Consider the following 22010-nt stretch of genomic DNA (forward strand, 5'->3'; position numbering starts at 1 on the left):
CTGGCGGACCGTCTGGCGCCTTCCGGGTGAGGCCGGTACGACCACGGCTCCCCGGCCTCGTTGAACAGGCGATCGGTCCGGCGGCACGCCCGTACGCCTGTCGCGGACACCGACGAGGAGAGGTAGCGATTCATGAGCAACCGGAACACCGGCCTGGCCGTCGAGGCCGAGGGCCTGGTCCGGTCCTTCGGTTCGACCCGGGCACTCGACGGGCTGGACCTGCGGGTCCCCGCCGGCACCGTCTACGGCGTGCTGGGCCCGAACGGCGCCGGCAAGACCACCGCCGTACGGGTACTGGCGACGCTGTTGCGCCCGGACGGCGGCACGGCCCGGGTCTTCGGGCACGACGTGGTGCGTGAGGCCGACGCGGTCCGCTCCCGGGTGAGCCTGACCGGCCAGTACGCCTCGCTGGACGAGGACCTGACCGGCGCGGAGAACCTGGTCCTGCTGGGCAGGCTGCTCGGGCTGGGCCGGGCGGGCGCCCGGGACCGGGCCGAGCGGCTGCTCGCCGCGTTCGGGCTGACCGAGGCGGCGGGACGGCAGGTGAAGAAGTACTCCGGCGGGATGCGGCGGCGCATCGACATCGCCGCGAGCATCCTGAACACGCCGGACCTGCTGTTCCTCGACGAGCCGACCACCGGCCTGGACCCGCGCAGCCGCAACCAGGTGTGGGCGATCGTACGGGCCGTGGTGGCGTACGGCACGACGGTGTTGCTGACCACGCAGTACCTGGACGAGGCGGACCAGCTCGCCGGCCGGATCGCTGTGGTCGACCACGGCCGGGTGATCGCGGAGGGCACCCCGGGCGAGCTGAAGTCGTCGGTCGGCGCGGGCAGCGTCCACATCCGGCTGCGTGATCCGGGGCGGCGGCCCGAGGCCGAGCAGGTGTTGCGGGCGTCGCTCGGCGTACCGGTGCAGCTCGCCGCCGATCCGGTGGCGCTGACCGCGCGCGTCGGCGAGCACGGCACCGACCTGGAGGCCGGCGCGCAGGCGGCGCGGGCGCTCGGTGAGCTGGCCGCCGCCGGCATCGTGGTGGACGACTTCTCCCTCGGCCAGCCCAGCCTGGACGAGGTCTTCCTGGCCCTGACCGACCACCCGGCCGTCCCGGCGGACGAGCGGGACGACGAACTGGAGGCGGCGCGATGAGCGACACCGCGATCACCACCGGGCGGGCGCCGTCCGTCTACGTGCCGTCCGCCGAGGCGCTGGCCACAGTGCTCGCCCCGGCCGAACGACCGGCCCGGCCCGGCCCGCTGTCGGCGTCGCTGACGTTCGGCTGGCGCGCGCTGCTGAAGATCAAGCACGTGCCGGAACAGCTGTTCGACGTGACCGCGTTCCCGATCATCATGGTGCTGATGTTCACGTACCTGTTCGGTGGCGCGCTCGCCGACAGCCCGCGTGCGTACCTCCAGTTCTTCCTGCCCGGCATCATGGTCACCAGCGTCGTGATGATCACCATGTACACCGGGGTCGGGCTGAACAGCGACATCGAGAAGGGCGTCTTCGACCGGATCCGTACGCTGCCGGTCTGGCGGCCGTCGGCGCTGGTCGGGATGATCTTCGGCGACGTGCTGCGTTACGTCCTGGCCGCCGTGGTCATCCTCACCGTGGGCGTGGTGCTCGGCTTCCGGCCCGACGGCGGGCTGCTCGGGGTGCTGGCAGGGATCGGGCTGCTGGTGGTCTTCTCGTTCGCGTTCTCCTGGGTGTGGACGTTCTTCGGCCTGGTGCTGCGCAGCGAGAAGTCGGTGATGGGGACCAGCATGATGGTGCTGTTCCCGCTGACGTTCCTGAGCAACGTGTTCGTCGAGCCGTCCACCATGCCCGGTTGGCTGCAGGCGTTCGTCAAGATCAACCCGATCACCCAGCTCGTCACCTCGGTCCGCGCGGCGATGGCCGGCTCGATGGACGGCCCGAGCACCATGTGGATGTTGCTCTGGAGCGCGTTCTTCCTGGTCGTGTTCGGCACGCTGACGATGTACCGCTACAACCGCCGCTGACGCGACAACGGTGGCGGGGCCCGGCCGGCCCCGCCACCTCGGCGGTCAGAGCCGCCAGGGCACCGGCTCGGGCGGGCGGTACCGGCAGGCGCCCCCGGTGGTGACCGACTCGCGCAGGTGGGCGGCGAGCACCGGATGCCGCTCGTCGATGCGGCGCAGGGTGTCCCGGATCCGCCCGGTGACCGCCTTGCGCGCCCGTTCCGCCTGGTCACCGAGGCGCCGGGTGCGCCCGGCCAGCCCGGCGGCGGCCCGCAACTGGTCGAGCAGCGCGGCGCGCTCGGCGTCCAGCTCGGCCAGCCGCCGCCCGTCGTCGCGCGCCGCCGCCCGGTCGATCTCCTCGTCGAGCCGCCGCAGGTGCCGGTGGTAGCGGACCTTCGCCTCGTCGTCGAGCACCGGATCGGACCCGAGACGACGCGCGGCCACGAGTTCCGGACCGGCCGCCGGGTCGAGCAGTTCGACGGCGGGCACGTCGACGCCGGGCCGGCCCAGCAGCAGCCGCAGGTCGTGCAGCCCTTTGGCGTCGGGCAGGTGCACCACGACGCCGTCGTACGCGAGACGCCACACCGGCCCGTCCGGGCGGAACTCCGGCCCGGCCACACTCGCGCCCGCGCCGGGGTCAGGCGACCGCCCGTGGACGGCACCGGCCCGGAGCAGGCCCGACGCGGCCCGCCGGCCGGCCGGCGACGACGCGGCGACCAGGGCCGGAGCGCCCGCGCCGGACCGGAGCGCCACGGGTGCGACCATGGCGGACGCGGCCGGGGCGGGATCTGCCGCGCCCAGCCGGTCGACCACCTGGACCATGCCCAGCGCCCGCGCCTCGGCCACCGTCTCGGCACGTAGCCGCCGCGCCTCGGCGGCGTCGCCCGGCCCGTCGCGCCCGGCGAGCGCGCCCACCAGAGCGGCCCGGGCCAGCACCGACCAGGGTCGGGCGCCCAGCCGGTCGGCGGCGTCCCAGGCCGCCGCGTAGCAGTCGACAGCGTCGTCCCACCGGTCCTCGGCCGCGTCCACAGCGCCCAGCCACAGGTCGACCGGGCCGACGATGTCGCAGCCGAACAACGCCGCCGCCCACTGCCCGCGGTGCGGGGCCAGGTCGGCGCGTACCGCCGCGCACCGCGCCGGGTCGCCGTCCACTGCCGCAGCCTGCGCCCGCAGGCGCAGCCACAACGGCGACACCGGCCGGGGGTACGCGGTTCCCGCGGCCTCGATCGCGGCGGTGAGCCGCAGCACCGTGGTCGCGTCGCCGCGCTCGGCCGCGGTGATCGCCCGGAGCAGCTCCACCTGCGGGTGCCCGGTGCCCACCCGGTCGAGCACCGCCTCGGCCTCGGCGAGGCGGCCGTACAGCAGCAGAATCGACCAGCGCACGTGGTGCGTCATGAAGGCGTGGTCGGAGTGCCCCGGCTCGCGGTAGCTCTCCGCCTCGGCGAAGCCCGCCTCGGCGGCGGCAAGGTCGCCCCGGAAGGCGGCGATGATGGCGGTGTCCACGATCGCCGCCACCCGCTGCCGGGCCACGTCCTCGCGTCGCGCGCCGGTCACGAACGCGCTCAGCTCGTGCCGGTAGTCCGGGTCGCTCAGCTCCAGCAACGCGACCCAGCGCAGCGCGGTGGCCCACAGCTCGGTCTCCCGGTCGCCGCCGCGGCGGGCCACCTCCCGGATCTCGGCGGTGACCACTGCTCGCTCCTGCGCGGTGCCGAGACCCCAGGTCGTGTCGTGGCGGGCCCACAGGCTGAAGGTGAGCGCCTCGTCGTCGCGGCCGTGCCGGGCGAGCGTCTCGGTGGCGGTGATCAGGTCGGTGACCAGCGCGCGTACCGGCCTTTCCGGGTCCGGCTCCGCGATCAACCGCCGGTACGCCTCCCGGACCAGCTCGGCGGCGTCGAGCCGGCGGCGGGTGGCGGAGTGCTGCCGGTGGGCGATGAGCGCCACCCGGGTCAGCACGCCGGGATCCGGCAGGTCCCGGGCCAGCGCGGCGGCCTCGGCCAGCAGCCGCTCCACCTCGGCCGGCGGGCCGGCGTGGTGCAGCAGCCCGGCCAGTTCCAGCAGCACCCGGACCCGCCGGCCGGGCTCGCCGGTCAGTTCGAGCGCGCGCCGGTAGTGCCGTACCGACTCGTCCACGGCGATCCGGCCCCCGGCGTCGCGGGCGGCGGCCAGCAGCAGGTCACCGGCGCGTTCCGGGTCCAGTTCGGCGCCGGCCAGCCAGGCGTGCCGGGCCAGGTGGGCCGGGCTGAGCGCGCCGGCGAGCGCGTCCGACCGGCCGGCGGCGCGCACCACAGCCGCGTGCCGGGCCCGCCGTTCGTCGTCGGCGAGCCCGTCGTAGAGCGTCTCGCGGACCAGGTCGTGCACGAAGACGAACCGGCCGCCGTCGCGGGGCAGGACCAGCCGGGCCGCGGCGGCGCGGCCGAGCAGCCGGTCGACCTGCGCTACCGGAGCGGGTACGCAGGCCGCGAGCGTCCGCCCGTCGAACTCGCGGCCGAGCACCGCCGCCACCGTGAGCGCCTCGACCACCGGGGCTGGCAGTTGGTCGAGCCGGCGGCGCACCACCTCCCGGACGCCCGGGGCGACGGTGTCGGTCAGGCCGTGGGTGTGCCAGAGCCGGGCGGTCTGCTCCACGAAGAACGGGTTACCGCCGGTGCGCCGGTGCACCTCGTCGACGAGGCTCGCGTCGGGCTCCCGGCCGGCGGTGCGGGTCATCAGCGCGGCCACCTCGGCGCGGCGCAGCCCGGTGAGCGTGACGGTGGTGGCCTTCGCGGTCAGCGGCAGCAGCAGCCCTCGCAGCGGGTGCTCGCCGGATTCGACCTCGGCGTCCCGGTAGGTGCCGATCAGCAGCAGCCGCTCGAACCATGCGTGCTGGGTGACGAACCGGAGCAGCCGCAGCGACGCCGGGTCGGCCCAGTGCAGGTCGTCGAGGACCACGGCGACCGGGCGGTGCTGGGCGACGGCGACCAGGGCTGCGGTCACCGCGTCGTGCCTGTCGAACTCGGCCCGGCCCTCGTCACCGGCGAGGACACCGTCGCCGCCGCCCGGATCGCCGTCGCTGCCGCCCCCGTCCCGGACGGCGTCGCCGCCGGGATCCCTGTCGCCGTTCGGACCGCCGCCACCGGGGCCCGGCGATCCGGTGGCGGGGCGCTCGCCGAGCAGTGCCGCCAGCCCGGCGTCGGCGGCACCGGCGACGGCCGGGTCGTCGGCGGAGCGGGTCAGCCGGCGCAACACCTGAAGCCACGGCCAGTAGTCGGGGGCGGTGTCGGAGTCCCAGCAGGCGGCGCCGAGCACCAGCGCCCCGCCGCGGCGGGCCTCGTCGGCGGCGGCCGAGACCAGCGTGGTCTTGCCGATGCCCGGCTCGCCGCCGACCAGGACGAGGCCGCCGTGGCTGTCGACCAGCCGGGCCACCTCGGCACGCAACAGCCCAGCGTGATGCTCCCGCCCGATGATGTGTCGGCCGAACCCCGGCTCCATGACCTCACGACGCTAGTCGAGGGGTCCGACAAGGATTGTCGTTCAGACCCGCGCGTCGGTCACCACGTGCGAGCACGCCGGGCAGGCCGCCGGTCCCTGTTCGGCGAACCAGCGGCAGGTACGCCGGATCGCGCACTTCGGGAGCGCCTCCTCGGCGGGCGGGGCGACCTCGGCGTACGAGGCGGTGAGCCGGGCGCCCAGCCCGCAGTGCGAGCCGGTCCAGAAGCCACAGGACGAGGTGACGCACGGGCCGGCGAGCCGGGCCCGCGACTCTATCGGCTTCTCGGAGTCGCCGAGCCCGGCGAGCGCCACCTCGGCCGGTACGGCCGGGGTCACGTAGGCCACCCGGCCCGCCGGAGTGATCATGCCGAGGAACACCGTGGCGTTCGACGCCGGGGTGCTCGGGCACATCCGCTCCGGCGTGCCGGCCGGCGGGGCGGTGTCGGTCACCGCTGGATCCAGAACCCGATGTCGTTGATCTTCTGCCCGAGCTCGTCGGCGAGCGGTCCGTCGATCACCCAGAGCCCCTTCCATTCGCCGCGCAGCTTGATGTTGCCGTGACCGAGGGTCAGCGGGTTGGTCAGCCTGGCATCGGCGGTACGCAGGGCGGCCAGGCCGGCCTTCTGGATCTCCGCGGCGATCACGTTGTGCTGCTCGGGGCTCAGGTCGACGCCGTCGACCACGAAGCGGAACTCGTTGCGGGCCATGTGCTTCCTCCGGTCACTCGTACGATTCGGTGCCCAGCCCGCGACGCAGGCTGGTGCGGGTGAAGGCCGCCCAGCCGACGTGCGAGGCGGCGGGTGTGCGCTGTCCGGTGCGGGCGAGCACCCGGGCGCCGTGCTCCGCCCAGCGGTCGGCGGTCGCCGCCGCGTCGCCCCACAGTTCGCGGCAGGCGGCGACAGCGAAGGCGACCTGTTCCGGCGACCCGGTGAACCCGGCGGGTCCGTCGGCGACCCGGATCGTGCCGTCCGGGCGGACCCGCACGCTCGGGAAGTGGTGGTGCAGGCTGGCCAGTGTGGCCAGGTGGGTGGTGTCCCGCCGGCCGGCGGCGAAGCCGGCGCGCAGCTCGTCGTCGCGGCGGTACCGGATCGCGTGCAGGACCAGCGCGTCGCCGGCCGCCTCGATCCGGGCTACCACCTGCACCGGCACGCTCCACGCCGACGGTGAGTTCGCCGACCAGAACGCGAGCCAGGCGGCGAGCCGGGCGTGGAAGTCGTCCTGGACGGCGACCGCTGGCGCGGATCCGTCGGGCGCGCGCAGCGCGGCGGTGGCGATGCGGTCCCGGGAGACGAGCGGCGCCGCGGCGCGGCCCGGGGCGGCCGCGGCGCCGGTGGTGGAGGCGACGGTCAGGCCGGTCAGTGTGACCGCCGAGGCCGCCGCAGCGCCGGCGAGCAGTCGCCGGCGGTTGAGCGGGTGTCCGTTGTCGTTCATCGTCGGCCCTTCGTCGACGGCAGTGGCCCGACGCTATCGACCGGAACAGATCAGTTAAACACCCTGCGTGACGGGAGATTGACAGGAATCCCACGGATTCCCGGCGGCGTGAACGACGGTTCCTGTGCCGCGTTCACGTGGCGGTGGAGGGGAACCGTTCGTGTCCGAGTACGGCGAGCAGCCGCAGCTTCTCCTCGTCCTCGCTGCGCGGCGCGGCGGTGAGCACCAGCAGCGCCTGCGACTGGTCCTCGGTGAACAGCACCTGGCAGTCCAGCTCGATCGGCCCGAGTTCCGGGTGGATCAGTGTCTTGTGGTCGGCGAAGCGTTGCGCCACCTCGTGCCGCTCCCACAGCTCGGCGAACTCCCGGCTGGCGGCACAGAGCGCCCGCACCAGCTCGCCCGCGCGGGACCGGGGTCCCATCGACCCGTACGCGGCACGCAGGTTGGCGACCTGGGCCCGGCTCTGCCGGTCGCGGTCCTCCACCGGGTAGCGCTCCCGCTCGGCGAGGTCGGTGAACCAGCGGTACACCTCGCTGCGGGCGAGCCCGGTGTGGCCGGAGCGGTCCCCGAGCAGCGCGGCCGCCAGCTGGTTCTGCGCCAGCGTCTCGCCGAGGTCGGACAGGATGAGCGCCGGTGTGTCGGACAGCCGGTCCAGCACCCGCAGCAGCGCCGGCGCGACGTGGCCGGTGGTGGCGACGGTCTCGGGCGGGCTGTGCCCGGCGACCCGGAACAGGTAGGCGCGTTCGTGCGCGCTGAGCCGCAGCGCCCGGGCCAGCTCGCCGAGCATGTACGGGCTCGGCTGCGGGCCGCGCCGCTGCTCCAGCCGGGTGTAGTAGTCCGTGGACATGGCGGCGAGCGACGCGACCTCCTCCCGCCGCAGGCCGGGTGCCCGGCGGCGGGCGCCCTCGGGCAGCCCGACGTCGCCGGGGCGCAGCGTCTCCCGGCGGCGGCGCAGGAATTCGGCCAGGGCTTGGCGGTCCATGATCCGAGTATCCGCCGTACGCCGCCGGGAACCAGGGATCCGCGATCCCCCGATCCGGGATCTCTTCACCCGCGCCGCCGCGCACCGCAGGCTTGGCGCATGGACATCTCCGGAAACACGATCTTCATTCCCGGCGCCACCAGCGGAATCGGCCTGGCCCTGGCGCTCGCCCTGCGGGACCGGGGCAACACGGTGATCGTCGGAGGCCGGCGTACCGGGTTGCTCGACGAGATCGCCGCCGCGAACCCCGGCCTGGACACCGTCACGATCGACACCGCCGACCCGGCGAGCATCGCCGCCGCCGCCGACCGGGTGCTGGCCCGGCACCCGGACCTCAACGTCCTCGTGACGATGGCGGGCGTGATGCGGATCGAGGACTGGCGCTCGCCGGACACCTTCCTCGCCTCGGCCGAGGAGGTGGTGACCACGAACGTGCTCGGCCCGATCCGGCTGATCGCCGCGTTCGTCGAGCACCTGCGGCAGCGCGACGACGCCACCATCCTCACCGTCTCCTCCGGCCTGGCGTTCGTGCCGCTGCGGGTCACGCCGAGCTACAACGCCTCCAAGGCGGCGATGCACATGCTCAGCGAGTCGATCCGGCTGAACCTGGCCGGCACCGGCGTACGGGTGCTGGAACTGGTACCGCCCGCGGTGCGCACCGAACTCCTGCCCGGCCACGACACAAACGAGACGGCGATGCCGCTGGACGAGTTCGCGTCCGAGGTGATGTCGCTGCTGGAGGCGCAGCCGGACGCGACGGAGATCCAGGTCGAGCGGGTGAAGTTCCTTCGTCACGCCGAGGCGCGTGGGGACTACGACAAGGTCGTGGCCGCGATCAACGCGGCCGACCCGCACGCGTCCACCCCTTGATATCGATAGACGGCTATCTATAGGCTTGCGGCGTTCCGCTCACCCCCCATCCCAAGGAGTGTGAACCATGCGTCAGCCCAAGCTGTCCCGGATCCTCGCCACCCTCGCGGCCGCGACACTGGCAGCGCTCGGCGCGGTAGCCGTCAACCCGGCTCCGGCCTCCGCCGCCGTCCGCAACGTCTGCTACAACATCAGCCAGGCCGGCCCGTTCGCCAACACGGCGGTGCAGGCGGCGGCGATCTGGAACAACTACACCAACAACATCAACATGGCGCAGTGCGGGTCCAACCTGCGGATCACCTACACCTACGGCGGCGGCTCGTACGCCCAGCGCACCAGCCTCGGCAACGGCCGCGTGGTGATCGACTACAACCAGGCCCAGCAGTACTCGGCACTGCGCATCATGACGCACGAGATCGGCCACATCCTCGGCCTGCCGGACAACTACAACGGCAACTGCGCCATCCTGATGTCCGGCGGCAGCGCCGGCACGAGCTGCACCAACCCGTACCCCAGCTCCGCCGAGGCCTCCCGGGTCGACTCGCTGTTCGGCTTCGCGGCCCGCAGCGCGACGCCCGCCCAGGTCTTCACCGGCAGCTGGCCGGCCGCCGCGACGGTGGGCGCCCAGCGCTGACGGCACGGTGACGACGGGGTCGGCGGGTCACCGCCGGCCCCGTCCGCGCGTCCCGCGCCGTCCCGCCGCCTTGTCCGGCCTCCCGGCCGCCGCCTTCTCCGGCTTGCGGCCACCCGCGCGCCGGCCGGACGCGGCGTCGTCGGCGAGCGCCGCGGCGCGGTCGCTCAGTTCCTCGACCCGCTCGCGGAGCCGGCGCACCGCCCCGGCGTCTCCGTCCAGCCCGGACACCTCGTCGAGCAGGCCGACGTAGTCGGCGGCCAGCCGCCGGTAGGCCGGGGCGACCGGCCCCGCGCGCCCGTCCAGGTCGATGATCTGCTGGGCGAGGACCGCTGTGGCGGCGCCGAGCGCGGCCCGCTCGTCGGCGCGCGCGTCCCGCCCGGCCCGCCGCGCGTCGGCCAGCCGGCCCGCCCGCCGGCCGCCGAACCAGAGCACCGCCGCACCGGCGACGACCCCGGCCACCGCGCCGCCGGCCAGCAGATACCGGGGCAGCGACGGGCTGATGGTACGAGCACCGTCCGGCACCAGACCGGCCCGGACCAGCCGGTCGTAGTTGAGCACGATCACCTTGAGCGCCTCGACCGGCCGGTCCACGAACGCGTCCACGCCCCTGCCGATGGTGGTCTCGGTGACCACGGCCCGGCCGAGGTCACCGCCGAGGCGGGAACAGCCGTAGGTGTCCCAGTCCTCGCCGTCGCGGCTCATCGCCAGCACCAGCGTGCCCTGGGCGGCGCGCTCGGTGTCGGCGCACGCCTCGCGCAGATCGGCGCCCGGTTCCATGATGAGCACCACCAGCCGCCGGTTGCCGATGACCCGTTCGGCGGCGGCCCGGTCCAGGTCCACGCCGGGGGCCGCGTAGACAGACGAGCCGCGCACCTGCCGGGCGACCGGCCCGTCCAGGATGCCACCGGTCCACAGCGCCCAGCCGGCCAGCGCCAGGCAGGCGAGCGCCGCCCGGCCGAACGCGGTGCCGATCAGGCGGCCGAGCAGCCGGCGCGGACCGGTCGCCGCCACGCCACGAGGGGCCACCGCCCGCCCGGGCCGGTTCGCGACGCGGCTCACGACAGCCTCGCCCGCAGGTAGACGTCCGGCCGGTAGCCGGGCATCCGGACGTCCCGGGCCACGTCGTCCAGCTCGGCCGCCGCGTCGGCCAGCAGTCCGCGTACGTGCCGGTCGGGCAGCCCCTCGTCGAGCGCGGCCCGGGCCGCCCGCAACCGGCCCACGCCCCGGACCAGCGCCGGATCGCTGCGTGCGTCGGTGAGCAGCGACAACTCCACCGCCAACGCGGAGAGCCCGGCCAGCCGGGCCGTCGTGCCGGCGGGACCCACGTCGGCCGGGCTGCCGCCGGACCCCCGCACGGTACGGATGGACAGCACCACGAAACCCGCCACGCAAACGGCGAAGAGCCAGGGCAGCGCCGGCAACGCCACCCGCAGCGGGTCGAACGGCCGGTACGGCAGCGGACGGTCGAACAGCCCCGCGTACCGCACGTCGGTGACCTGGGCCAGGAAGGTGCCGAGCACGTTCTGCTGGGGGTAGGCGTACCGGCCGATCCGCGCGCCGAACTGGGCGTAGAAGCTCGCGGTGGCCACCTCGGCGAACTCCGCCGCGCCCGGACCGTGGTACTCGATCCAGTCGCCGTACATCACCACCAGCGGCTGGTCCGGGGCGAGCCGGTGCAGCGCCGGCCCGTACGCGGGCAGCGGCTCCCCGTACGGCTGGGCGGGCAGCACCACGAACCAGGCCCCGTCCGGGAACGCGGTGCCCGCGGCCTTCTCCGGCAGCCGGGCCAGCGTGGCGCCGGGGCCCACGTACCGGCCGGTGGCCCGCAGCGCGGCGACCACCGGAGCCAGCTCCGGGCCGGCCGGTTCGCGCCAGCGCAGGTCGTCGCGATCCGGCGGGAGGGGCTGTTCGTGCAGCGTGGCCAGCAGCGTGAGCAGCGGGCCGGTCACGTCGCGGGTGGCGAACCGGGCCCGCCAGCCCGGCACGTCGTCCGGCGAGGCCACGTAGATGCTGCCGCTGACCTCGGTGCCGACGATCCGGATCTCGGCGTTCTCCACGTCCTTCACCCGCCGGCGTTCGGCCTCGTCCAGACCGGGCGGGGCGACCAGGATGCGGGTGCCCCGGTCACCGATGGCGGCCCGGACCCGCTGCTCGTCCCAGCGCGCGACCGCACCCGGCAGCCGGACCACCGGGTCGGCCGCCACCAGCGCGGTCATCTCCTCGACCGAGGGCACGCTCGCGTCGCTCAGCTCCCCGGCCGAGCCCTCGGGCAACGCGGCGCTCGACGGGGAACGCCCGTAACTGACCTCCACGCTCTGCCGCTGCGCCACCAGGAACACCACGAGCACTGCCGCCGCGGCGGCCAGCAGCGACCAGCGCAGCAGCTCCCGGCGTACCCCGGTCATCGCCCGGCCCGCCACAGCTCGTCGGCGCGGCGGGCGTGCTCGGCCGCCGCGCGGGCCGCGTCGGCGCCGCCGCCCCCGGCGGCGAGCAGCTCGGCGCGGGTCAGCAGCCGCTCGGCCTCCGGCACGGCCACCGGGGCGGCGTCCCGGCTGACCGTGGCGTCGTGGATCGCCGCCCGCGCCGACGACCAGGCGACCCGCCGGCCGTCGGCCCGGGCGCGACGCCGGGGCAGCAGAACGGCGAGGAAACCGGCGGCCACCGCCACCAGGCCCCCGCCCAGCCAGGGCAGCACGCTCGCGGTCATGATCCATGTCTAACGCACCGGCGCCAGCGCCGCGCGCCGAGGCGGCGGTGCGGCGCCTACGACGACGAACGGCCCTCGTTGAAGCCCTCCATGAACCCGCCCGCGAACCCGGAGACGACACACCCCGCACAGCACAGGATCACCAGCAGCGCCGGCACCGTCACCCAGAGGACGACCGCCCACCTGCTCATCCCCTCGCTCGGCTGCTCCACGTACGCCGGCGGATAGTACGGCTGCTGCTGGTACGGCTGGTGCTGGTACGGATCCTGCTGGTAGGGGTCGTGAGGATGCATCCGGCCATCGTGCCCACCGCCCGGAAAAGCCGGAAGACCCGAACGGTCCGCCGATGATGCCGCGACGGCCCCTCGTCACGCCCGGTGCGCATCGAGGTGGGTCAGCACCGTCTGGTTGGCCTCCCAACCGTCCGGGAACTTCACCGGCACGTCCAGGTGCACCCGCTCGGTCGACGGGTACGCGTCGAGCAGCTCACCGATCCCGGCCCGCGCCACCACCACACAGGCGTGCCGGTGCCGCGACGCGAGCACGCAGAGCCGCCCCGACTCCAGGTGGAACGCCGTGGCGTCACGCCGGCCGGAGAGCGGGTGCAGCACGATCGTCACGTCGTACTCCCGGCCCTGGAGCCGGTTGGCGGTGTCCACGGTGATGCCCGCCCCGGCCGCGCCCAGCCGGGACCGGATGGCCGCGACCTGGTCGCGGTGCGCGGCCCCGACGGCGATCCGGTCCGCGGTGACCGGCGCCCCACCCGGCGCGGCCTCGCTCACCGCGACCGCGCCGCGCGCCAGCACCCGCAGCGCCAGCTCCGCGCAGGCCGCGGCGGCCTCGGCGTCGGTACGCACGGTGTGCCGGGCCGGCAGTTCGTGCAACGCCCAGCCGGTCGCGGCGGCCACCTCGACCGACGCGTCGTAGGCGTCACCCGTGCCCGGCTCGGTGAACGTCAGCGCCCGGTCGGCCGGCCCGGTCCCGGCGCGGAACCCGGTGAACGGGTAGAACGCGGCGGACACCACAGGCGCCGCCGAGTCGGGCAGCCGCCACGACACCGGCAGCCGGTGCACCGGCAGCTCCGGGTTGTGGCGCAGCAGCGTGGCCACCGCCGACTGCATCGGGTCCCAGGTCAGACCGGTCCAGCGGAACGTCTCCACGGTGCTGAACGGATCGAGCTGCCCCGGGTCACCGACGAACAGCGCCCGCTCGAACCGTCCCGCCACACGCAGCAGCGCGTCCGCGCGCATCTGGTACGCCTCGTCCACGATCGCCCACGGCCAGCTGCCCTCGGTGACAGTGGCCCACTTCGCCGCCGTACCGATGGTGACCGCCGGACCGCCCAGGTCGGCGACCTTCGCCGCGACCCGGACCGCCGGGTGGGCGGTGACCCGCTCGGTGGGCCGGTAGTCGTTCGCGGAGAGCCGCCCGACGCGCAGCTCCGGCGCCTTCCGGCCGAGCCGGTCGATGAGGTCGTCCACCTGCTCGTTGGTCTGCGCCACGATCATCAGCGGGTCGCCGGTGGCGGCCGTCTCGATCGCGGCGCGGACCACGAGGGTCGACTTCCCCGCGCCGGGTGGCGAGTCCACGACGACGCCGCGGTGCGTGCCGTCGCGCAGATCCCGCAGCACACGCTGGATCACCTGCTCGGCTTCGTGCAAGGAAGGGCCCCCTTTTAACGTTTCCGGTAGAGGCGGGGCCCCTTCTTAACACGTGCCACCTGGGCGCGGCTCCGGCACCTGCGCTTCGGGTCGTACCGTCGAGGGCTCGCGGTGTCCGCGAGCGGGCGCCTACGGCTTGCGGGCGAGCAGTCCGACGAAGGTGTGGTAGGTGTCGGTCTGCTGCGGGGCGGGCGCGTCCGGGTCCGGACGCCACTCCGCCAGCGGCACCAGGCCCGGCTCCAGCACCGTCAGCCCATCGGCGAAGGCGAGGATCTCCTCGTCGGTACGCCAGCGGCCGGTGCCGAGCGACTCGTTGAACACCCGCTCGACCTCGCGGGCCTTGCGGGAACCCTCCGGATCCCGCTCGCCCGGGTCACGGAAGTGCGAGATGGCGACGTAACTGCCGGGCGGCAGCGCGTCGATCAGCGCCGCCGCCACGGATCGCGGATCCTCGTCGTCGCCGATGTGGTGCAGGATCGCGAACAGCAGCAGACCGATCGGACGGTCGAAGTCGAGGAACCGGCGGACGTCCGGATCGTTGAGGATCTCCTCCGGCTCCCGGATGTCGGCCTGGATCACCGTCGCGGTGCCCTCCGCCGCGAGCAGCGCCCGCCCGTGCGCCAGGACGATCGGGTCGTTGTCCACGTACACGACCCGGGCGGCCGGGTTGTGCTCGATGGCGACCTCGTGCACATTGCCCTGGGTGGGCAGGCCAGACCCGATGTCGAGGAACTGGTCGATGCCCGCCTCGGTGACGAGATGGCGGATCACCCGGCGCAGGAAGGCGCGGTTCGCCTGGCCGGCGGCCGGCCCGTCCGGCGTGATCTGCAGGGCGTGCTCGGCGACCTTCCGGTCGACCTCGAAGTTGTCCTTGCCGCCCAGGAAGTAGTCGTAGACCCGGGCCACGCTGGGAATGGTGACGTCGATTCCGGGCGGTGCGGCCTTGTCGCGGGTCACAGGCGTCTCCAGGCTCCGTGGACGGTTCCGGGCGTTTTCGGGGAGTGTAGCGACCGTACAGGGTGGATGGTCGCCCGGTTTGGGATCGCTCCCAGCGGACCGGCCCGTCACCAGGACGAACGCCAATCGACACGCCGAAGCAGCATCGGAGTCAGCGCAGCTCCGTTGCCCCGCACAGCCCGCCGTGACCATCGCGCAATCGGCAGCGCTCACCGTCGGACAGCCGCACATCGCACCAGAGCCGGTACCGCACGTGCTGGGCGTCCTCCTCGCTGAGCGTCGTCTCACCGAAGTCGACCGCATCCAGATGCCCGAGCGAACGGGCGAGCGCGGTGGCCAACTCGGCGGCGGCGTCGCGGCACGTCAGCGTGGTCGGCAGGTGAATGATCCAGCGCGGCTCACTCATCGTGGCCGCGTCGCCGGCAGCCGTTGTGGCGGGACTGCCACTGCCGCAGCGCCTGGCGGACCCGTTCCGACTCTGTGCGCGCCGTGGTCAACTCCCGGTGCAGCCGGTCGATCTCGTCGGCGACCCGGCACAGGTAGTCGTGCACCTGCGTCGGGTCCAACCCACGCCAGCGGGTGTCGAACACCGCGCTGCGCACCTGGTACGCCTGCACCCGCTCCCCGGTCACGTAGATCACGACGCCACCATCGCAACCGCCACGGCCTCGTCGGGCAGCCCGGCCGCGGTGAGCGTCGCCCTCCCCCACCGGGCCAGCCGGCAGGGGTACGGGACGCGCTCGCTGCGGCACAGCGGCCCCTGCGGCCAGTGCTCGGGCACGTGTACGCGCACCGCAAGCGCGGCGACGAGCAGATCCTCGTCGGTGACGGGGATGAGGACGGGGAAGTCGGCGAGTACGGGGGACATCGGCAGGCGCCTCCGGGTCGGGTCTCGTGGAGTGGCGCCGGGGCGGGCGGGGACGGCGGAAGCCGCGATCGGGGATGCGGTGCCGCCGGAGCCCAGCACCCGCCCCGGGCCATGAGCCGACCTTCAGTCCTTCTCAGCAGGCGGCGCATGCCCTGTTGATCGTGGCCGCCATGCGTCCAACACATACGGTCAGTAATCGAGACGAAACAGTCGATGATATGCACGGTGCGTATACCGGGCCGCTCCGCAACGGGTTGAATGACTAGGCTCGACTTCGGACACAGGTTCTCCGCGAACGGCGAGGTTGCCGGTGACACCTGCGAACTGCCCCCGCTGCGGCGGCCGCCTGGCACGCGACAACGGTACGGGACGCTGCGCGCCCTGTCAGGCCGCCGAACGTGACCGCCTCAGCACGCCGCCCGCCGTACCCGATTCGTTCTGGGACCATGAGCCGGTACGGACGGCGCTGGCCGGGCGGCACCTCGGGCGGGTGATCCGTGCGTACCGGCACCACCCGTACCACGGGCGGAGCCCTCTGCCGCAGAGCGTCGTCGCCGGGTGGCTGGGAATCACACAGGCGCAGTTGAGCCGGATCGAGAACGGGCCTGCCCAGGTGCATCTCGACCGGCTGACGCATTGGGCGACAGTGCTCCGCATCCCGCCGAAATCGCTCTGGTTCGCAGTCGGTCCGGGCTCCCCGACGAGCGCCCGGGCAGACGCGGCACCGGACCTGGGACGGCGAACACTCTTGGCCGGCATCGCGGCGGTGTCGGCGGGAGCCGGACTGGTCGGCGTCGGTGAGGAACCCCGGCCCCGCCGCATCGGCAGTGCGGACGTGTCTCGGCTGAACGCGGTGCTGGAGCTCTATCGGTCAGTCGACTACGAATGCGGCGGTGGCCTGCTCTATCGGGAGGTAGCCCGGTTCGCGGAGTCGGTGTACCGCATGCTCGACTGGTCGCACTCGGCCGGATTGACACCGCGCCTGGTCGCGGCGGTAGCGGCGGCTCGTCAACTGGCGGGCTGGACCGCGCTCGACGCAGGCCGGCACGCCGACGCCCAACGGCATTTCGCTGCCGGCGAGCGGGCGGCAACAACCGCTGACGATGCTCAGCTAGCGGCCCTGATTCGATACTCGCAGGCCAAGCAGCTACAACACCTTCGGCACAACCAGGACGCCCTAGCCGCTCTGCGTCTGGCCCACTCGGAGCTGGGATCGCGGGCAACCCCGGGGGTGAGGGCGCTGCTCTGGGGCGCGGAGGCTGCCTCAACAGCCGCGCTCGGCGACCACAGCAACGCGCTCACCCTTCTCGGTCGGGCCAGTGATCAGTTCGAGCGTGTGGATCCCGAGCGTGAGCCGGCGTGGATGGCCTTCTACGACCGCGGTGAACTGCTCGCCCAGTACGGTCGCGTGTACCGCGACATGGCCCGGCAGTCCAGAACGCAGGCGACGCAGGCCGTACGGAGCGTCGAGGAAGCGATCGTCGCCTTCGGACCGGCGAACGTCCGCAGCATGGTCCTGAACGAGGTCGGCTTGTGCAGCGCGTTCTTCCTCGCCGATGAGCCCGAGCGGGCGGTCACTGTCGGCATGCGCGTGGTGGAACAGTCACGTGCCTTGAGTTCCAGTCGAGTGGTCGACCGAGTAGTCAATCTGCGTCGCGACCTCGGACGGCACCGTCACCTTCCGGTCGTCGCCGAATTCGAACGGACGCTCATCGCACGAGCTGCGGCCGCGATATGAGTGGCCGGTTCTCGGAAGAGGCGATGACCCGAGCCATGCGGGAGATCGCCGGCAAGCTTGAGGTGCCGGCCGAGAATGCCCAGCTCCTGCGGCTGACAAACAACGCCGTGTTCGCGCTGCCGGACTCCGGGCTTGTCATCCGGATCGCACGAACGCACCGACTCAGAGACCGAGTGCGGAAGGTCGTTCAACTGGCGCGATGGTTCGCCGAGTTGGACGCGCCGACGATCCGGCTGGTGCCGGGCGTGACACAGCCGGTCGAAGTCGGCGACTTGGTGGCCTCGGTGTGGACCTATGTGCCAGCCACCGCACCTGTTCCAACTGTGGATGACCTCGGCTCGGCACTGCGGCGATTTCATACGCTTGGACCTCCGCCTTTCCCGTTGCCAGCCTGGGACCCGATCGGGGACGCACGTCGACGCCTGGCGGATGCCGACGGGCTGAGCACCGAGGACCACGACTATCTGGTGGAGTGGTGCGACCGCTTGGAGCCACCTGTCGCCGACCTGCGGCAGCGTGCACCACACTCGCTCATCCACGGGGATGCCCACGTCGGCAACCTGCTACGGGATGCATCAGGTCGCATCCTGCTCTGCGACTTCGACGCCACCTGCCTCGGGCCGTGGCAGGTGGACCTGGCCGCGGTCGCTGTGGGCGAGGCCCGCTTCGGCAAGACCGGGGCGCATCGTGCGCTCGCCGAAGCGTACGGATATGACGTGACGTCCGACCGCGACTGGCCACTACTGCGGGAAGCCCGCGAGCTCAAGATGATCGCCGCTGCCACGCCGCTTCTCACAAGCTCATCGAGGGTTGCGGCCGAATTCTCCAACCGCTTGACGTCAATTGCAAAGGGCGTGAACGGTCTACGTTGGAGACCATTCGCTGATCTCGTCTGAGCCCTCGATGAGCGACCGCTGGCCGATGAGATCCTGTGCTCGTGCGGGAGCATCTACGACTACGCCACCAGGCCGCAGCAGAGGCCGAGGGATTGGTGGGCCAGCTTGTGGACGTGTACCTCGACGCGCACGCCGCCGACGGTCCGCGCTACACGGCTGAGCGGTACGAACGGCAGCTCGCGGCACACATGCCCCGGCAGGGTTGGGAGCTGGTGTCGGCCCGCGTCGAAGACGAGTTGGTCGGCTACGTCTACGGCTTCCCGCTCGCAGCCGATACGTCCTGGTGGAGCGGCATCCACGAGCCGGTGCCGGAGGGCTTCACTGACGAGAACGGGCACCGGACTTTCGCAGTCTGCGAACTGCTGGTGCGGCGATCGTGGCAGCGCCGGGGTATCGCGCGGGCGCTCCACGACCGGCTGCTGAGCACTCGGCGAGAAGAGAGGGCCACACTGCTCGTACGCCCCGACAACACTGCCGCCCAGCAGGCGTATGACTCCTGGGGTTGGCAACCGGCCGGGTGGCTCCAGCCGACGCGGGCAGGGGCACCGCTGTTCGAGGTCCGCATCAAAGCCATCGCGTCGAGCCGGTGATGGGCAACGCGTCGACCTTCACTCCAGGTGTCGATGATCTGACAGGCGGAGGAACAAAGCTCCTGACACCTACCGCACCAGCTTCCGCCTGGCGTTCATCGCGGCTAGCTTGCCCTCGTGGGGGATCTTGAGAAGGGCATCTACGAGCACCTGATCACGGAAAAGCTGGCGACGCGGCTCAGACACATCGACAACGCCCTGGTCCGGGACGCGAAGCTGGATGCCGCCGACGCGCATGATGTCCTGGCCCGGCACATCGCGGGACTGGCCCGGCGCGCACTTCTCGGCGTCGGCGGCGGGGAGAACAAGCTGGCGCGTCAGGTCGACCTGGCGAACCGTATCGCCGCGCACATCGCTCAGGCCGAGCCGCGCGCCGTCACCGCCGACGACCAGGTGGCGGACGCTCAACGTCTGCTTCACGCCATCGCGGCACCACCCACCCCGCCGGCCGCACCGGTCTTCCCGATCCGCCCGTCGACGCCGCTCTCCACCGGCGCGCTCCTGGTGAACGGCCGACACCAGCCACGCATCGGCCACGAGGTCAGCCACGAGATGGCGTCGGCAGACGAGGTGGACCTGCTCTGCGCCTTCATCAAGTGGCACGGTCTGCGCATCATCGAGCCGGCCATCACCGACCTGATCGCCAGGGGTGGCCGGGTACGGGTCATCACGACGACGTACATGGGTGCCACCGACCAGCGGGCGCTCGACCGGCTCGCCGAGTTGGGCGCCGAGATCAAGGTGTCCTACGAGACGCGGACCACCCGTCTGCACGCCAAGGCGTGGCTGTTCCGGCGGAGCAACGGCACCACCACCGCGTACGTCGGCTCGTCGAACCTGTCCAGGGCCGCGCTCGTCGACGGCGTGGAGTGGAACGTCCGCATCTCGAACCTCGAGCAGCCGCACGTCATAGACACGTTCGAGGCGACGTTCGCCGACTACTGGCACGACTCGGCGTTCGAGCCGTACGACCCGGCAACGGACTCCGAGCGCCTGCGCGTCGCGTTGCGCGGTGAACGCGCCGACGACGCACCGACCGAGATCGCGAACCTGGACGTGCGGCCGTTCCCGTACCAGCAGGAGGTTCTTGACGACCTGGACGCCGAGCGTCTGGTGCACGGTCGCTGGCGCAACCTGGTGGTGATGGCGACCGGCACCGGAAAGACGGTGGTGGCGGCGCTCGACTACCGCCGGCTGCGGCGGGCCGGTCATGTCGACTCATTGCTCTTCGTCGCGCACCAGGAGCAGATCCTGCGGCAGAGCCGGTCGGTGTTCCGCCAGGTCATGGGCGACGGCACGTTCGGTGAGACGCTGGTCAAAGGCGACCGGCCGCAGGGATGGAAGCACGTCTTCGCGTCGATCCAGTCGCTGCACCGGCAGGAGATCGCCCCCGAGGCGTACGACATGGTGATCGTCGACGAGTTCCACCACGCCGAGGCACCGACGTACACGGCGTTGCTGGAGCGGCTTCGACCGCGCGTACTCCTGGGTCTGACCGCTACCCCCGAGCGCAGCGACGGCGCCGACGTGCGCCGGTGGTTCGACGGTCGCGCGTCGGTGGAGTTGCACCTGTGGGAAGCCCTCGAACGACAATTGCTGGCACCGTTCCAATACTTCGGGCTGCACGACGACGTGGACCTGGCGCGGGCGCGGTGGAAGCGCGGACAGGGGTACGACAAGGGGGACCTCGACGGCGTCTACACCGGCAACCATGCGCGGGCGCGGCTCATCCTGCACGCGGTCCGGCGCATCGCTGATGTCGGACGGATGCGCGCGCTCGGCTTCTGCGTGAGCATCGGGCACGCGGAGTTCATGGCCGACTGGTTCACCCGGCACGGTGTGCCGGCGGCGTCCGTGACATCAAGAGTCAACCGGCCAGAGCAGCACGCGCTGATCGACCGCTTCCGCAAGCGCGAGCTGAAGGCGCTCTTCACAGTCGACCTGTTCAACGAGGGCGTCGACCTGCCGATGGTCGACACCATTCTCATGCTGCGCCCCACCGAGAGCGCCACCATCTTCCTCCAGCAGCTCGGCCGGGGCCTGCGGCTCGACGACGACAAGCCATGCCTGACGGTGCTCGACTTCATCGGCGGCCAGCACGCGAACTTCCGGTTCGACCTGCGCTGGCGGGCGCTCGCCGGGGTCAGCCGCCGGACGGTCGAGACCGCCGTCCGGGAGGACTTCCCCTCGCTGCCCAGCGGCTGCCACATCGAGCTGGACCGGGTGGCGAAGGAGATCGTGCTCGCCAATCTCAAGTCGGCGCTGCCGACGTCGAAGAACGCGCTGGTGGCGGAACTCCGCCAGCTCGGTGACGTGAGCCTGTCCGACTTCCTGCGCGAGACCGGCCTGGAGATCGAGGACGTCTACCGGTCGGCGAGCGTCGGTGGCTGGGCCGGACTGCGGCGCCTCGCCGGACTCGACCCGGCCGAAGGCGGCCCCGACGACAGCGACCTGGGCCGGTCGATCGGCCGGATGCTCCACACCGACGATGTCGACCGACTGGACTTGATCGCCCGGGTCGCCGCCGGCCAGCGCCCCGCCGCGGGGCGACTGTTCGACATGCTGCATTTCAGCCTGTGGGGGCCATCGGTGCCGCTGACCGAACGCGACGCCCGGCTCCGGCGGCTGTGGGCGGAGCCGGAGCGCTGCGCCGAGCTGCGGCAGGTCGCCGACGTACTGCGCAACCGCATCCACCGGCTCACCGAGCGGCCAGCAGCCGGCCGGGTCCCTCTGCGGGTGCACGCCCGCTACAGCCGTAACGAGGCGTGCGCGGCATTCGGCATGACGAACCCGGGCTCGCTGCGCGAGGGCGTGAAGTGGCTGCCGGACGAGCGCGCGGATCTGTTCTTCGTCACGCTCGTGAAGTCGGAGGAGCACTACTCCCCCACCACCATGTACGCCGACCGCGCCATCACCGATCGGCTTTTCCAGTGGGAGTCGCAGAGCACCACGTCCTCGGGCTCGGCGACTGGTCAGCGGTACGTCAACCACGTCGCGCAGGGCTCGACGGTGCACCTGTTCGTCCGCGAGACGAAGATCGCCGACCGTGACCTGGGCGCACCGCCATACCTGTACGCCGGCCCGATGACGTACCAGGAGCACACCGGTGATCGGCCGATGCGCATCCTCTGGGAATTGCGGCATCCGCTCCCCGCCGACATGTACGCCGCCGCCCGGGCGATCGCCGCCTGATATCACCAGCGACTCAGCTCGATAGGCGCGGAAAGAGCAC

At 72.7% G+C, this 22010-nt stretch carries 22 protein-coding genes; 8 read left to right on the forward strand and 14 right to left on the reverse strand.

The features are described from left to right. Positions 1-132 precede the first annotated feature (132 nt). Both AB0C17_RS02895 and AB0C17_RS02900 read left to right on the forward strand, forming a co-directional pair. Positions 133-1146: an ATP-binding cassette domain-containing protein gene (locus AB0C17_RS02895; protein ID WP_357476371.1), complete on the forward strand. Its 1014-nt coding sequence runs from the start codon at positions 133-135 to the stop codon at positions 1144-1146. Then, positions 1143-1997, forward strand: coding sequence for an ABC transporter permease (locus AB0C17_RS02900; protein WP_357386044.1), 855 nt, complete (start codon positions 1143-1145; stop codon positions 1995-1997). Before AB0C17_RS02895 ends, AB0C17_RS02900 begins: the two co-directional genes overlap by 4 nt. A gap of 45 nt (positions 1998-2042) precedes the next feature. On the opposite strand, the gene AB0C17_RS02905 is transcribed toward AB0C17_RS02900, so the two are convergent. The 5 genes from AB0C17_RS02905 to AB0C17_RS02925 form a co-directional block, all read right to left on the reverse strand. After that, on the reverse strand, positions 2043-5444 hold the full coding sequence (locus tag AB0C17_RS02905) for an AAA family ATPase (protein ID WP_357476373.1): 3402 nt from the start codon (positions 5442-5444) through the stop codon (positions 2043-2045). A gap of 42 nt (positions 5445-5486) precedes the next feature. Then, positions 5487-5894, reverse strand: a complete 408-nt coding sequence (locus AB0C17_RS02910) for a hypothetical protein (protein ID WP_357386048.1) — start codon at positions 5892-5894, stop codon at positions 5487-5489. Then, positions 5891-6151: a hypothetical protein gene (locus tag AB0C17_RS02915; protein ID WP_357386050.1), complete on the reverse strand. Its 261-nt coding sequence runs from the start codon at positions 6149-6151 to the stop codon at positions 5891-5893. Before AB0C17_RS02915 ends, AB0C17_RS02910 begins: the two co-directional genes overlap by 4 nt. 13 nt (positions 6152-6164) lie before the next feature. After that, positions 6165-6875 carry a hypothetical protein gene (locus tag AB0C17_RS02920; RefSeq protein ID WP_357466853.1) on the reverse strand — a complete coding sequence of 237 codons (711 nt, stop codon included), beginning with the start codon at positions 6873-6875 and terminating at the stop codon, positions 6165-6167. A 133-nt stretch (positions 6876-7008) separates the two neighbouring features. After that, positions 7009-7857 (reverse strand): helix-turn-helix transcriptional regulator, encoded by an 849-nt coding sequence (locus AB0C17_RS02925; protein ID WP_357386054.1) that lies wholly within the window; start codon positions 7855-7857, stop codon positions 7009-7011. Positions 7858-7956: 99 nt separating this feature from the next. Here AB0C17_RS02925 and AB0C17_RS02930 point away from each other — a divergent pair, with 99 nt between their 5' ends. Further along, positions 7957-8727 (forward strand): SDR family NAD(P)-dependent oxidoreductase, encoded by a 771-nt coding sequence (locus AB0C17_RS02930; protein ID WP_357386056.1) that lies wholly within the window; start codon positions 7957-7959, stop codon positions 8725-8727. 67 nt (positions 8728-8794) lie between these two features. Further along, positions 8795-9361, forward strand: coding sequence for a snapalysin family zinc-dependent metalloprotease (locus tag AB0C17_RS02935; protein WP_357386058.1), 567 nt, complete (start codon positions 8795-8797; stop codon positions 9359-9361). A 27-nt stretch (positions 9362-9388) separates the two neighbouring features. Here AB0C17_RS02935 and AB0C17_RS02940 read toward each other — a convergent pair whose 3' ends face one another. The 9 genes from AB0C17_RS02940 to AB0C17_RS02980 form a co-directional block, all read right to left on the reverse strand. Next, on the reverse strand, positions 9389-10420 hold the full coding sequence (locus AB0C17_RS02940) for a hypothetical protein (protein ID WP_357386060.1): 1032 nt from the start codon (positions 10418-10420) through the stop codon (positions 9389-9391). After that, positions 10417-11766 (reverse strand): hypothetical protein, encoded by a 1350-nt coding sequence (locus AB0C17_RS02945; protein ID WP_357386062.1) that lies wholly within the window; start codon positions 11764-11766, stop codon positions 10417-10419. Before AB0C17_RS02945 ends, AB0C17_RS02940 begins: the two co-directional genes overlap by 4 nt. After that, positions 11763-12068, reverse strand: coding sequence for a DUF6403 family protein (locus AB0C17_RS02950; RefSeq protein ID WP_357386064.1), 306 nt, complete (start codon positions 12066-12068; stop codon positions 11763-11765). The genes AB0C17_RS02945 and AB0C17_RS02950 overlap by 4 nt, the downstream gene beginning before the upstream one ends. Positions 12069-12124: 56 nt before the next feature. After that, on the reverse strand, positions 12125-12361 hold the full coding sequence (locus AB0C17_RS02955; protein WP_357386066.1) for a hypothetical protein: 237 nt from the start codon (positions 12359-12361) through the stop codon (positions 12125-12127). Between the two features lie 75 nt (positions 12362-12436). Further along, on the reverse strand, positions 12437-13729 hold the full coding sequence (locus AB0C17_RS02960) for an AAA family ATPase (RefSeq protein WP_357476376.1): 1293 nt from the start codon (positions 13727-13729) through the stop codon (positions 12437-12439). A 129-nt stretch (positions 13730-13858) separates the two neighbouring features. Then, positions 13859-14686, reverse strand: a complete 828-nt coding sequence (locus tag AB0C17_RS02965) for an SAM-dependent methyltransferase (protein WP_357476378.1) — start codon at positions 14684-14686, stop codon at positions 13859-13861. Between the two features lie 151 nt (positions 14687-14837). Next, positions 14838-15092: a hypothetical protein gene (locus AB0C17_RS02970; protein WP_357386076.1), complete on the reverse strand. Its 255-nt coding sequence runs from the start codon at positions 15090-15092 to the stop codon at positions 14838-14840. Further along, on the reverse strand, positions 15085-15327 hold the full coding sequence (locus AB0C17_RS02975) for a DivIVA domain-containing protein (protein ID WP_357386078.1): 243 nt from the start codon (positions 15325-15327) through the stop codon (positions 15085-15087). Before AB0C17_RS02975 ends, AB0C17_RS02970 begins: the two co-directional genes overlap by 8 nt. Then, positions 15324-15554: a hypothetical protein gene (locus AB0C17_RS02980; protein WP_357386080.1), complete on the reverse strand. Its 231-nt coding sequence runs from the start codon at positions 15552-15554 to the stop codon at positions 15324-15326. The genes AB0C17_RS02975 and AB0C17_RS02980 overlap by 4 nt, the downstream gene beginning before the upstream one ends. Before the next feature lie 310 nt (positions 15555-15864). Between AB0C17_RS02980 and AB0C17_RS02985 the strand changes: the two genes are divergently transcribed. From AB0C17_RS02985 to AB0C17_RS03000, 4 genes are all read left to right on the forward strand, one after another. Next, the gene (locus AB0C17_RS02985) at positions 15865-17292 is read left to right on the forward strand and encodes a helix-turn-helix transcriptional regulator (protein ID WP_357466833.1); all 1428 of its coding nucleotides are present in this window, start codon (positions 15865-15867) and stop codon (positions 17290-17292) included. Next, on the forward strand, positions 17289-18188 hold the full coding sequence (locus AB0C17_RS02990) for an aminoglycoside phosphotransferase family protein (RefSeq protein ID WP_357386084.1): 900 nt from the start codon (positions 17289-17291) through the stop codon (positions 18186-18188). The genes AB0C17_RS02985 and AB0C17_RS02990 overlap by 4 nt, the downstream gene beginning before the upstream one ends. A gap of 35 nt (positions 18189-18223) precedes the next feature. Then, a complete protein-coding gene (locus AB0C17_RS02995) occupies positions 18224-18778 on the forward strand; it encodes a GNAT family N-acetyltransferase (protein WP_357476380.1) in 555 nt (184 codons plus the stop codon). A gap of 117 nt (positions 18779-18895) precedes the next feature. Next, entirely contained in the window at positions 18896-21970 is a 3075-nt protein-coding gene (locus AB0C17_RS03000; protein ID WP_357476382.1) for a DUF3427 domain-containing protein, read from the forward strand. The last annotated feature ends 40 nt before the right edge of the window (positions 21971-22010 follow it).

The sequence above is a fragment of the Micromonospora sp. NPDC048887 genome (genome assembly GCF_040649715.1).
In the GTDB taxonomy this organism is placed as follows: Bacteria; Actinomycetota; Actinomycetes; order Mycobacteriales; family Micromonosporaceae; genus Micromonospora.